Annotated in this window: 12 protein-coding genes and 1 tRNA gene; 2 read left to right on the plus strand and 11 right to left on the minus strand. The window is 69.9% G+C overall.

The window, feature by feature from the left end:
• Window positions 1–31: 31 nt before the first annotated feature.
• The 3 genes from EV640_RS02685 to EV640_RS02695 all read right to left on the minus strand — a co-directional run bounded on the left by EV640_RS02685 (window position 32) and on the right by EV640_RS02695 (window position 2,536).
• The gene (locus EV640_RS02685) at window positions 32–688 is read right to left on the minus strand and encodes a response regulator (protein WP_166645861.1); all 657 of its coding nucleotides are present in this window, start codon (window positions 686–688) and stop codon (window positions 32–34) included.
• A 119-nt stretch (window positions 689–807) separates the two neighbouring features.
• Complete coding sequence (locus EV640_RS02690) at window positions 808–2,127, minus strand: sensor histidine kinase (RefSeq protein ID WP_166645849.1); 1,320 nt, start codon at window positions 2,125–2,127, stop codon at window positions 808–810.
• Window positions 2,111–2,536, minus strand: a complete 426-nt coding sequence (locus EV640_RS02695) for a PLD nuclease N-terminal domain-containing protein (protein WP_133725711.1) — start codon at window positions 2,534–2,536, stop codon at window positions 2,111–2,113. The genes EV640_RS02690 and EV640_RS02695 overlap by 17 nt, the downstream gene beginning before the upstream one ends.
• A 208-nt stretch (window positions 2,537–2,744) precedes the next feature.
• On the opposite strand from EV640_RS02695, the gene EV640_RS02700 reads away from it, so the two are divergent.
• Window positions 2,745–4,502, plus strand: a complete 1,758-nt coding sequence (locus EV640_RS02700; protein ID WP_133725712.1) for an alpha/beta-hydrolase family protein — start codon at window positions 2,745–2,747, stop codon at window positions 4,500–4,502.
• Between the two features lie 40 nt (window positions 4,503–4,542).
• On the opposite strand, the gene EV640_RS02705 is transcribed toward EV640_RS02700, so the two are convergent.
• The 8 genes from EV640_RS02705 to EV640_RS02740 form a co-directional block, all read right to left on the minus strand.
• Window positions 4,543–5,376, minus strand: coding sequence for a glycerophosphodiester phosphodiesterase family protein (locus EV640_RS02705; protein WP_133725713.1), 834 nt, complete (start codon window positions 5,374–5,376; stop codon window positions 4,543–4,545).
• Entirely contained in the window at window positions 5,377–6,333 is a 957-nt protein-coding gene (locus EV640_RS02710; RefSeq protein ID WP_166645850.1) for an HAD family hydrolase, read from the minus strand.
• Window positions 6,334–6,337: 4 nt separating this feature from the next.
• A complete protein-coding gene (locus EV640_RS02715) occupies window positions 6,338–7,384 on the minus strand; it encodes a carbohydrate kinase family protein (protein WP_208292159.1) in 1,047 nt (348 codons plus the stop codon).
• A 28-nt stretch (window positions 7,385–7,412) separates the two neighbouring features.
• Window positions 7,413–8,684 (minus strand): molybdopterin-synthase adenylyltransferase MoeB, encoded by a 1,272-nt coding sequence (moeB, locus tag EV640_RS02720; protein ID WP_133725715.1) that lies wholly within the window; start codon window positions 8,682–8,684, stop codon window positions 7,413–7,415.
• A 15-nt stretch (window positions 8,685–8,699) separates the two neighbouring features.
• The gene (locus tag EV640_RS02725; RefSeq protein WP_133725716.1) at window positions 8,700–9,509 is read right to left on the minus strand and encodes a thiazole synthase; all 810 of its coding nucleotides are present in this window, start codon (window positions 9,507–9,509) and stop codon (window positions 8,700–8,702) included.
• A gap of 11 nt (window positions 9,510–9,520) precedes the next feature.
• Entirely contained in the window at window positions 9,521–9,760 is a 240-nt protein-coding gene (thiS, locus tag EV640_RS02730) for a sulfur carrier protein ThiS (RefSeq protein ID WP_133725717.1), read from the minus strand.
• Between the two features lie 120 nt (window positions 9,761–9,880).
• On the minus strand, window positions 9,881–11,200 hold the full coding sequence (locus EV640_RS02735) for an FAD-dependent oxidoreductase (protein WP_208292160.1): 1,320 nt from the start codon (window positions 11,198–11,200) through the stop codon (window positions 9,881–9,883).
• A gap of 2 nt (window positions 11,201–11,202) precedes the next feature.
• Window positions 11,203–11,273, minus strand: a tRNA-Gly gene (locus EV640_RS02740).
• A gap of 323 nt (window positions 11,274–11,596) precedes the next feature.
• Between EV640_RS02740 and EV640_RS02745 the strand changes: the two genes are divergently transcribed.
• Window positions 11,597–12,208, plus strand: a complete 612-nt coding sequence (locus tag EV640_RS02745; protein WP_133725718.1) for a malonic semialdehyde reductase — start codon at window positions 11,597–11,599, stop codon at window positions 12,206–12,208.
• Window positions 12,209–12,281: the final 73 nt, after the last annotated feature.

The raw sequence follows: 12,281 nt of genomic DNA on the forward strand, positions 1-12,281 counted from the left end.
GGCGGTGCGGGAGTTCGGCGGCAGCGCCGGTTCAGGCCACCAGCCCGGTCTCGTAGGCGAAGACCACGGCCTGGACCCGGTCGCGCACCTCCAGCTTCGCGAGCACCTGCCCCACATGGGTCTTCACGGTGGCCTCGGAAACGAATAGCCGGGCGGCGATCTCGGTGTTGGAATCTCCTGTGGCGAGCTCCAGCAGGATCTCCCGCTCCCGATTGGTCAGCCGATCCAGCCGCTGCTGCTGCCCGGCATCGGGGCTGCGCCGTCGGCCACCCTCGCGCAGAGTGGAGTCCAGCAGCCTGCGGGTGGTGGTCGGGGCGATCACCGCTCCGCCGGTGGTGACCGTGCGGATGGAGTCCAGCAGCGCCTCGGGCTTCACGTCCTTGAGCAGGAAGCCGGAGGCCCCCGCGCGCAGCGCCTCCAGGGCGTATTCGTCGGTGTCGAAGGTGGTCAGCACAATCACCCGGGTCTTCGACAGTGCAGCATCCTCGGTGATCCTCCGGGTGGCCTCGAGTCCGTCCATGATCGGCATCCGGATGTCCATGAGCACGACATCGGGAAGGTGCACGCCGGCTGCGGTGAGCGCGTCCTGGCCGTTGGCGGCCTGTTCCACCACCTGCAGGTCCGGCTGCGAGTCGATCACCATCGCGAACCCGGCGCGCAGCAGCGCCTGATCATCGGCGAGCAGGATCCGGATCTTCGCCGGTCCGGTCTCCGCTGCAGCGCCCCATCCGGTGTTCTGCCCTGGGTTCTGCTTAGAGTTGGAGGAGGGGTTCTCCTCGGGGTTCGAGGAGGCATTCTGAGCGGTGATCATGGGTTCTCCCGGCCATGGTTCGAAGGATTCGCCTCAGCGGCGGACCCTCCAGGCGATGCGGCTGCCGCAGTGCGCAGCGGGAAGCGGGCCAGCACGTCGAAGCCGCCCGCGTGCGCCCGGGTCGTCACAGTGCCGCCATAGAGCCGGGCCCGTTCGGCCATGCCGAGCAGTCCGGAGCCGGCGCCGTCGTCCGCCGTCGCCTCACCCAGGCCGGAATCGCGGATCTCCAGCATCAGTGCCGGCTCGGACTCCGCCGCCGTGGCGACCCAGACCTCGGCCTGGGCCTGCGGGCCAGCGTGCTTGAGCGTGTTGGTCAGCGCCTCCTGGACGATCCGGTAGGCCGCGAGGCCCACACCCTCGGGCAGCCGGGGGATGGACTCGCTGAGCATGTGCAGTCGGACCGGGAGGCCCGAGGCGGTGACATCGTCGATGAGCTGGGGCAGGTCGTCGACTCCCGGCGCGGGGCGCTTCTGGAGGGCACCCTCCTCCTCGCGCAGCACTCCGAGCATCCGGCGCATCTCGGTCAGCGCCTCGCGTCCGGTATCGCTGATCGTTGCGAAGGCGGCCTCGGCGCGGTCCGGGTGCTGCTGCAGCACGTACCTTCCGCCGTCTGCCTGGGCGATCATCACCGACATCGAATGCGAGACCACATCGTGGAGCTCCCGGGCGATGCGCATCCGCTCGGCGTCGACGGCCAGCCGCGCCTCCTGGTCCCGCTCACGGATGAGCAGCTGGTTGCGCTCCGAGATGGCCTCGAGCTCTCGACGACGACGGCCGGCCAGGTGCCCGGCGAGCCAGAAGACCAGAGCGATGGCGCCGGCGAAGCCGCCGGTGAGTCCGGCTCCGCCCAGCGAGTCTGTCCACTCGCCGCCATAGTCGTACTGCTGCATGTAGTACAGGTCCAGGTACACGAAATAGGCGCCCAGTGCCGCGGCCCCGAGCAGCGCCACGGCGAGATAGCTCCAAGAGACGCGCGGTGTGCCGTATTTCGCGCACGCATAGACCGCCAGCGGCACGGCGAGTGCGGAGACTCCCGGCGCCGCGCCGATCACCAGCTGCCCGGCGCAGAAGACCGCCATGAACCCGGCGGCCGCTCCGGGGTTGGTGCGTGAGAAGGCGAGCGGCAGGATGCACAGGGTCTCGACGATGATCCCCGCATACCAGGGGACCTCGATCCCGATCTCGCTGAAGGAGCGCCTGCCGCCGGAGTGCGAGAACAGCATCAGCACCAGCAGCGGCAAGACCTTGACCAGGGCATCGATCAACCGCTGCCGGGTGCGGGTCCTGGCCCCCTGGGGATCAGTCAGCGGCGGCATCGCGGCCTCTGCCCCGTTCCGCCGGCCCGGCTTCTTCCTGCCCGGCTTCTTCCCGCCCGGTTTCTTCCTGCCGGGCTGCTTCCTGCCCGGCTGCTCGCCGGGCCTCCTCACGGCGCTGCGCCACCTCCTCGGGCGCGTACTTCTCCACCATGCCCTTCTCCGGGCGGCCATGTTCGCGGCGGTAGCGCACGGTCTCCGAGACCAGGTAGATCGCAGGCCCGATGATCGGCAGCAGGAAGATCACCGCGCCCCAGATCGTGGTGTGTCTGCCGGTCTTGCCCGAGTCCTGGACCAGCACCATCAGTGCCGCCACCAGCAGCCCTACTGCGGTGACCGCAATCGCCCAGGCCCAGACGGGGTTGCTCTCGGTCAGGAGGCGGAGCGCGACCGCGGAGTTGAAGGGATTCACAGTCTCAGTCTAGAAGCCGCGCCTGGGCAGGGCCTCCTCCTGCGGGACCAGATCAGCGCCGGTGAGGCAATGCCTCGCCAGGTCAGACCCGGCTCTGCCGCAATGGACCCTGGCACGCTTAGACTTCGCTCACGGATCGACGTGGTGGGCCGGCACAGCCCGGTCCAGGGCCGCGCCGTGGTGGATCGGGAACCGAGAGGTGGACGGCATGGCGAAGCTCTCTGCACGCGGTGCCGCCTTCCTGCGAGCACACCTGATCCACCTGATCTGCGCCCTGGCACTGGCCTCCCTCGCGCTGACTCCATCGCTGGTGCCCCGCCCGACGGTCTTCCAGGGCGTCATGGCCGGGCTGTGGTTCATGGTCGGCTTCCAGCTCGGGTTCGCGGTGCGCGCCGCGGTCCGGGCTCTGGCTCGGCGTCTCTCCGGCAGATGGCCCAGGTCGATGGCAGGCCCGGACGCTCCTGCCGACTCCACTCGCGGCGGGCGGGAAGGGCGCTCACCGCTTCGCGCGGGGGGCCTCGCCGCTGCCATCGGCGTGGGGCTGTTCATCTACGTGATGGGCTACGGGGCGCTGGTGGTCTCTTGGCAGAACGAGGTCCGCGAACTGGTGGAGATGGAACCGGTCGACGGCCCCGGGCACGCCGCGTTCCTGGTGAGCATGGCCACGACGATGCTCCTGGTCTTCGGGATCGCCAAGGCGATCACCGCGCTGCGCGACGCGGTGGGACGCTGGGTGGCACGCCGAGGGGGTTCCGCGCGACGGACCCGCTGGGCCTCGCGGACCACGGCCGTCGCCGCGGTGCTCGCCCTGGTCCTGGGCCTGATCGGCGGTGGGCTCGGCGTCGTCGGGCGGATCTATCAGGACCGCGATGCCGGCACGCTTGAGGGCAGCTCGCCCCCGGTGCTGCCCGGCCGCTCCGGCGGACCTGGATCGGCCGCGGACTGGGACGGGCTGGGCCGACAGGGCCGCGCCTTCACCGGTGGCGGTCCCAGCGCGGCGCATATCGCGCAGGTCACCGGCACTTCGGCAGAGGAACCGGTCCGGGCCTACGCCGGACTGTCGCAGGGAGCAGACATGCAGGCCCGGGCGGAGCTGGTCGTCGAGGAGCTCGAGCGCCACGGCGGGTTCGACCGTGAGGTGCTGCTCGTCGCCACGCCCACCGGTTCCGGCTGGCTCGAGCCGCAGGCGATCGCGGCTCTGGAGTACCTCTATGCCGGGGACACCGCCGCCGCGTCGATGCAGTACTCGGTGCAGCCCAGCTGGGTCTCGTTCCTGTTCGACCCCGAACTTCCCCAGAATTCGAGCCAGGCGCTGTTCGACGCGGTCCACGCGCGGTGGCAGGCGCTGCCCGAGGCGGAGCGGCCCCGGCTGGTGGTCTACGGGCTGAGTCTGGGCGCCCTGGGCATGTCTGGCAGCTTCGAGAGTCTGGAGGACCTGCTGGCGCGCACCGACGCGGCGCTGTTCACCGGTCCGCCGGCGACCTCCGAGCCGTGGCGAACCCTGCAGGCGAACCGGGATCCCGGGAGTCCCGTCTGGCAGCCGATCTATCGGGACGGAGAGCGGGTGCGCTGGCAGTCCAAGCCCGGCGACTTCGCCGCGCCGGAGGGTTCATGGCGAGAGCCTCGCCTTGGCTATCTCCAGCACGCCACCGACCCGATCACCTGGCTGGATCCAGCGGTGATCTATCGCTCCCCCGAATGGCTGAGCGGGCCAGCGGACTCCGGTGGACGCGGCGCCGATGTCAGCGATTCGATGCGCTGGATCCCCGGTGTCACGTTCATGCATCTGGTGGCGGACATGCTGGTCAGCGAGGCGGTGCCGCCCAGCCACGGTCACAACTTCGGCGACGTCGCGGTGGACGGCTGGGCGCAGGTGCTTCCGGGCCATGAGCGCAGCCAGGCGCAGCTGGATGAGATCCAGTCCGTCATCGAAGGCATCGACACACACGACCCGACCTGGGAGTGAGGCTTGCACCGACCTGCGCTGACCTGCCCTCCGGAGTGGATCAGCGCTGCGGCCAGACGGAGCGCTCCCGCATGACCTCGGCGAGCGCCTCGGCGTCGTCGGTGATCAGTCCGTCCACGCCCATGTCCAAGAGCTCGCGCATCTCGGCAGGCTCATCGACCACCCAGACGTGGACCTGAAGGCCCGCCCGGTGGCAGCGCTGCACGAAGCGCGGGGTCACGACCCGGACCCGGCCCTGGGAGACCGGGACCTGTACGCAGTCGATCTCGGCGATGCGACCGCCGAGCCGGCCGATCAGCCCCAGCGGGCCCAGCAGCACGATCAGCGCGGTGGCCGCCCAGCCACCGGAGGCGGTGACCGGCCGGGTCAGCCGACGTCGGACACGGTGGCGTCGAGCATCGTTGAAGCTGGCGACGAGCACCCGGTCGTGAGCCTGGTGCTCCTCCACGAGACGCACGAACTCGGTGACCGCGGCGGCGTCCTTGAGGTCGACGTTGAGATGGACGTCGTCCCAGGCGTCCAGCAGCTCCTCAAAGCGCACCAGAGGTTCGCTGACGTCGTCTCCGGTGCCTACCCGCAGCTCGGCGAGCTCCGCCCAGGTCTTCTCGCTCAGCCGGCCACTTCCGGTGGTAGCGCGGTCCAGCTCCTCGTCGTGGAAGACCACCAGGGTGCCGTCGGCGGCCGTGCGGACGTCGATCTCCAGGTAGCGATAGCCGAGTTCGACCGCGTGGCGAAACGCGCCCATGGTGTTCTCCCGGCGCGGATCGGCGCCGCGGTGCGCGAAGGCCAGCGGCCGATGGTGCAGCGGGCCGGGCCGGGAGTTCAACAGGTACGGAACATCCCGGTAGGCGGGCCGGCGGTAGAGCCTGGGCATCTAGAGCTCTCCGGCGAGCAGCTTCTCGATCACCTGCGCCACGCCGTCCTCGTCACAGGAGGCTGCGGTGTGGTTCGCAGCAGAGCGCGCCTCCGGGTGGGCCGAGCCGACGGCCCACGAGGTGCCGGCCCAGCGGAGCATCTCGATGTCATTGGGCATGTCCCCGAAGGCGACGACACGTTCCTGATCGATCTGCTGGGAGGCGGCGTAGCGGGCCAGGCCGGCTGCCTTGTTCACCCCGGGGGCGGAGAGCTCCAGCAGGCTCACCCCGGGAGCGGAATGGGTGACGGTGAGCAGGTCCCCGACCATCCCCTGGACCCGGCCCAGGAACTCATCCGGGGCCATGGTGTCGGTCTTGCAGAGCAGCTTCACGACCCGGTCGGTCACGTGGGCGCTGGTGACGTCACTTCCCGGGGTCTGGGCCGCGTTGCTGAGCCCGTCGCGCTCCAGGGTCTCGTCCAGCGGTCCGAGCCGCAGGTCCTCCTCGGTGACGCCGGCGGCGCGGCGGCGGTCGGCTTCGAAGAACAGCGAGCCGGCGATGAAGGGCTCCTCCATGTGCAGGTGCTGGAGGGTCTCGGCCGCGAAGGAGGCGCGGGGATCAATCTGGCTGATCATGTCCTTGACGCTGAACAGCGCCTCGGCGTCCAGCGCGGACTCGTGGATCAGCCGGTCGGCGGCGAGGTCGTAGATGACCGCTCCGTTGGAGGCGATCACGGTCCCCGGCGCCCCGAGGGTCTGGCTGATGTGCTTGAGCCAGCGCACCGGGCGTCCGGTGACGAGCACCACCCGGACCCCTGCCGACTGGGCGGCCTGAAACGCCTCGACGGTGCGCATCGAGACCGTGCCGGAGTGGGTGTGGGTGTAGCTGAGGATGGTCCCATCGATGTCGCTGGCGATCAGGTGCACCGGTCCGCCGGTGAGCGTCGGAACGGAGGCGGGGAAGGAGAGCTCGGTCATCGGCTCAGCTCTCGAGCGCCTGGGCAAGCTCGTCCGCGGTGGGCGGCTGGGCACCGAAGCGGGAGGAGTTGATCGCCGCGGCACGGGCGGCGGTGCGCAGCACGGTGGCCAGCTGGTCGGTGCTGATCTCCCGCAGCGCTTCACGCCGGGAGGCGCCGAGCAGATGCATTCCGCGCAGCGTGGAGAGCGTGGCGGCCATGAAGGAGTCCCCGGCGCCGACCGTGTCGGCCACCTCGATGGAGAAGGCCTCCTGCTCGGCGAAGCCGGCTCGGGTCAGCCCCATCGCCCCGGAAGGCCCGCGGGTGACGGTGACCAGGGCGGGCCCCAGCTGCATCCAGGCCTCCATGGTCTCGCGGTGGCTGCGCTCGGGGTAGAGCAGATCGAGATCATCGGTGGAGGCCTGGATGACGTCGGCGCGGGCGATGAACTCCTCGGCCTGCCGCCGGGCCTCTTCGCGGTTGGGCACCAGGGTGGGGCGGTAGTTCGGGTCATAGGAGATGGTCGCGACGACCCGCGCCCGATCCAGCACCCCCTTGACCGTCTCCGCGCCAGGCTGGAGCATCGCCCCGATCGAGCCGGCATGGAGGTGCTCCAGCGGACCGGCCTGGACCGGGTCACCGCGCTCCGGGCCTGCGTGTTCCGAGTCTGCGTGTTCCGGGCCTGCGTGTTCCGGGCCTGCGGCGGCAGGCTTGGTCTCCCGGGCCAGGGCGCAGAACTTGTTCTCCAGCTCCTCGGCGCTGGGAAGCGTCCAGTCCAGGGTGAATTCGTAGCTGGCCTGCCCGGTGGGGTCCAAGGTGGCCCGAGCCACCGAGGTCGGGGAGGCGTCGGCGTCGAGCAGGGCGGTGATGCCCTGGGCTCGCAGGCTGCGCGCGATCATCCGGCCGTAGTCGTCGTCGCCGCGGCGACCGGCGAAGACCACGTCGTGCTCCAGCCGGGCGAGTCCCACCGCGACATTGAACGGCGAGCCCCCGACGTGCGCTTTAGGGGCAGATGTCTCCGAATGGACGACATCTACCAGGCATTCTCCGATGACCGCCAGGTATGCACTCACGCTACTAAAGTACCGCACCGGGGAAGGCTTAGAGCTGTCTGTAAAGCTCATAGCCCCCGATGAGGTTGCGCAGCTGCGCCTGCGGGTGGCGCTGGCGCAGCACTTCCAGCGCCTGACGGGAGCGGACCCCGATCTTGCAGTAGAGCACCACAGGTCTTCCGGCGTCATCCTCGAGGCCCGAGACTCCGGCGTCGTCGGCCCAGAGATCGCGCAGCGGGACGTTCACCGCGCCCTCGATGGTGCCCATCTGGTGCTCCCAGGGCTCCCGGACATCAACGATCCCACCGATCGCTCCGGCGTCGATGAGCTCACGCAGCTCCTTCGGGGTGAGCTCGTCCGCGAGCTTGGGATCCCCGGTGAAGGGGTTGAAGTCGAGGTCCTCGACGTCGGCGGGCTGATCTGCTGCGGGCTCCGATTCAGGCTGCTCGACGGCGTCCGGGGCTGGGGCGGCAGGAGCCTGGGCGACTGGGGCGGCTGGGGCGGCTGCCGCGGCGGGGGCATCCTCGCTGAACCCGCCGAGTCCCGCGACGTCGGCGCCGATGCTGGTCACCGGCACCCGCTCAGGATCCGGGTGCAGGCTGATCTCGCGGAAGCTGGCATCCAGCGCGTCATAGATCAACACCCGGCCCAGCAGGGTCTCACCGATGCCGGTGAGGAACTTGATCGTCTCGGTGGCCATGATCGAGCCGATCACCCCGGGCAGCACGCCGAGCACCCCGGCCTGAGCACAGGTGGGGACCTCCCCGGCGTCGGGAGCCTCGGGGTAGAGATCACGGTAGGCGGGACCGTGACCGGCCCAGAAGAGACTGACCTGGCCGGCGAAGCGCAGGATCGACCCGGAGACCATCGGCTTATCGGCGATCTCACAGGCATCGGCGACCACATAGCGGGTCGTGAAGTTGTCCGAGCCGTCCACCACGATATCGGCCTCGTTGATCAGCTCCAGCGCATTGGCGGCCGTGATCGGCTCCCGGTGCTCATGGATGACGATCTCGGGGTGCAGCCCGCGCATCACCGCCGCGGCGGAGGCGGTCTTGGGCTCCCCGATGCTGCCCTCGGAGTGGATCACCTGACGGTGCAGGTTGGAGCGGTCCACCACATCGTGATCGATCACCTCGATGGTGCCCACCCCGGCGGCGGCCAGGTAGGTCAGGATCGGGGCACCCAGACCCCCGGCGCCGATGACCACCACGCGGGAGTTCAGCAGTTTCGCCTGGGCCTCGATACCGAAGCCGTCCAGGGAGAAGTGCCGCTGGAACCGCTCCATCTGGGAGCGGGAGAACTGGGAGAGATCATTCATCGTGGGGCAGGGTCCTCAGGTGAGTTCGTCGATCGGGGAAATCCGGCCGTCCATGCCGGAGGAGGCCAGGGCGTGTTCGCGTCGCGGGATCCGGCCCGCACGCGCGGAGAGGTATCCGGCGTGCACGGCCATCCGCATCGCGGTGGCCATCTCGGTGGGGCGCTGGGCGCGGGTCACCGCGGAGGCGACCAGCACCGCGTCGCAGCCGAGCTCCATGGCCAGGGCGGCCTCGGAGGCGCTGCCGATGCCTGCGTCGAGGACCACCGGGATGCTGGCACGGGAGGTGATCAGCTCGATGTTGTGCCGGTTCAGGATGCCCAGGCCGGTGCCGATCGGGGCCCCCAGCGGCATCACCGCGGCGGCGCCGGCCTGTTCCAGGCGCAGCGCGACGGCGGGGTCGTCGGAGGTGTAGACCATCGGGATGAATCCGCGGTCGGCGAGCTGTTCGGTGGCTTCGAGGGTCTCGATCACGTCCGGGAGCAGGGTGTGCTCATCGGCGATGACCTCGACCTTGATCAGGTTCGTCTCCAGCGCCTCGCGGGCCAGCTCGGCGGTGAGCACCGTGTCCTTGACCGTGTAGCAGCCTGCGGTGTTGGGCAGGATGTCGATGCCGAGTCGCTCCAACATCGAGAACACCGAGGTCTTGGTCTCGGGGCTGTATCGGCGCATGGCCACGGTGGTCAGCGTGGTGCCCGAGGCGAGCAGGGCGCGTTCGAGCGCGTCGAGGTCGGTGATGCCGCCGGTGCCCATGATCAGGCGGTTGTTCAGCGTGTAGTCACCGACCTGAACGGTGGGCAGGTCTGCTGTGGCGAGTGGGGTGTTCATAGGCTCTCTTCTCACCCGCCCTGGACGGCGGTGACGATCTCGAGGTCTTCGCCGCCGGTCAGGGTGGTGGCGGACCAGCGGCTGCGCGGGACGACGGCGGCGTCGAGGGCGACGGCGACGCCGAGCCTTCCGCCGTCGGCGGGGGTGCCGTCGGGGTTGAGGCTGCGCCCGGTGGTCGCGGCGACGGCGTCCACCACGGTGGCATCCTCGGGCAGCGTCACGGGTTCTTCATTGATGCGGACGGTGAGCATGGTTCTCCATGTCATCAGGTGCGGGTGGTCTTGGCACAACACAGCCCGGGCCGGGTGTGTTCCTGGTCCGATCCAGGGACGCGCCGCCGGTGCGACGCGGGCCTGGTCCAGTCTAGTGAGTCAGCCCCGGTGCCGGGTGAGCCGCATGCTCGCAAGGAGCTGCTGGTCCGCTGCGCTGAGCTCCCCCGCGGATTCCGGCGACGCCGGCTCCCGCGGCTCCGGCTCCAGCTCCGGCTCCGACTCCGGCTCCGGCTCCGGCTCCGGGCCCAGCCATCCCGGACCCAGCAGGGATGCGCCGAGCCGGGCGGCCAGCGGGGCGAGCAGGATCCCGTGGCGGGAGTAACCGGTGGAGACCACCAGTCCGGGGCGCAGCTCCCCGAGGAAGGGCCGCTCGTCCGGGGTGCCTGGGCGGGCGCGGGTGGTGATCTCGGTCAGCTCCATGTCCTTGACCGCGGGCAGCACGGCGACGGCGTCGCTGAGCAGCTCCTGGACGGATCCGGCGTGGGTGCCGGTGAGGCTGTCTTCGCGGGTGGAGGCTCCGATCACCAGTCCCCCGTCGGCGCGCGGGACCAGGTAGACCGAGCGGCCGTTGACCTTCGCCCGCACGGTGGCCTCCAGGATGTGGGATTCCCCGCGCATGAGCTGCGCCGGGTTGACCTGCAGGCGCAGCACGTCGCCGAGGATCGGGCGCAGGTCCAGCGGGCAGTCCTCGGTCAGGCCGGTGATCTCGGAGTAGCCGAGGCCAGGCACCAGCATCACTGCGCGGAACGGGTGCGCCGCGCCGTCCTGGATGGTGAGGGTGAAGCGCGGAGCCGGGGCGTTTGGTTCGTTGGGTGCGGCGGGAGCTGCGGCCGCTGACTCGTCGATGGCGGTGACCGTGCCGGTGAGCCAGCGGGCGGGGGCCCCGGCGCCGGGGAACTGACTCGGGTCCAGCTCGGCCTCCAGCGCGGCCTGGGTGGCGCTCACCAGTTGGCGCGGGTCGATCTGATGATCACTGGGGACGTCCCAGCCCTTGGAGAGTCCAGGCGCCAGGCCCGGCTCGCGGCGGCGCAGCGCGGAGCTGGTCAGCGCGATGACCTCCATGCCGTGCTCTCGCTGGACCACCGCGAGCTCGGCGACCGCGTCCCGGTCGGAGCGGTCGGCAGCGATGAGCAGCGTGCCGTTCTCGCGATATCCGGTGGGCACATCGGTGGCGCGGGAGAGCGTGGCGAGGAACTGGGGATACTCCGCGCGGGAGGCGCTCATGATCGGCCAGAGATCATCCTGGCCGTATTGGACCTCGCTGATCGGAGCCAGCATTCCGGCGGCGGCGTAGGAGGCGTCCTGGGCGATGGAAGGGGCGATGACGGTGACGTCATGTCCGGTCAGACGCAGCTGCCAGGCGGTCAGAAGCCCGATCACGCCAGCGCCGACGACTGCGGTGTTCGCCCTGGTGTTCACAGAGCGGGCGACGGGAATCGAACCCGCGTCGTCTGCTTGGGAAGCAGAAGCTTTGCCATTAAGCTACGCCCGCATTCTGGCCGGTTGCGGCCAGGGTTCGAGATTACCAGGTGCGCCGGGGTCACGCGCGCCGCCCTCCCGGGCCACGCTCCAAACCCGCACCCAAACCCGACGCCCGCCCGTCCCTCAACCGGGCCCCGCCCGTCTGTCGCATCGCTATGCCATGTCCCATCGTTATTTCCGCGAATAGCGATGGGACATGGCATAGGCATGCGATAGATGAGGAAGAGGCGGGATGGAGCGGCGGAGGGAAGAACTCCCAAGCCTTCGGCGTTGGTGTTGATAGTGCCGCAACCGGCATCTTCAACCGCACATCGACGAGCACGAGGAGCCCACATGCCCACGGCGACTGCAGCAGTGGACCGCGAGACCATGCATCAACTCTTCGAAGGCCGCCACACCACGAACCTCTTCTCCGAGGGCGCGGTGGACCTGGCGCTGATCCAGCAGGCCTACCAGGATGCCCGCTGGGCTCCGACCTCCATGAACTGCCAGCCGATGCGCCTGACCGTGCTGAACCCCGGAGAACGGCGCGACGCCGTCGTCGAGCACTTCAAGGGCGACAACGGCAAGAAGACCTACGCGGCACCGCTGACCGTGGTCCTCGCCTATGACCCGAACTGGCATGAGCACATGCCCACGCTCTACCCCCAGGCCGAGGGGCTGCGCGAGAAGTTCGCCGGGCGCCTCGAGTTCCGCGAGAAGATGGGCCGCGACAACGCCTTCATGCAGGCCGGGTACTTCATCGTGGCACTGCGCGCCCTCGGCCTCGACGTCGGGCCGATGGCCGGACTCGACGCCCCAGGGGTCGACGCCGAGGTCCACGCGGACACGGGTTGGAAGACCTTGATGGTGCTCAACGTGGGCCACGGCCCCAGCACCGACGAAGACGCCCAGTACCCGCGCGGAGAGCGCTTCGACTTCGCACAGATCTCCCAGGTCCTCTGACCCTCGTCACGCCAGCTCAGGCGAGCACCCAGGCTCGCGCGAGCGCGCATCACCTTCAGCTCGCGTGCAGGAG

The sequence above is a fragment of the Nesterenkonia aurantiaca genome (genome assembly GCF_004364585.1).
In the GTDB taxonomy this organism is placed as follows: domain Bacteria; phylum Actinomycetota; class Actinomycetes; order Actinomycetales; family Micrococcaceae; genus Nesterenkonia; species Nesterenkonia aurantiaca.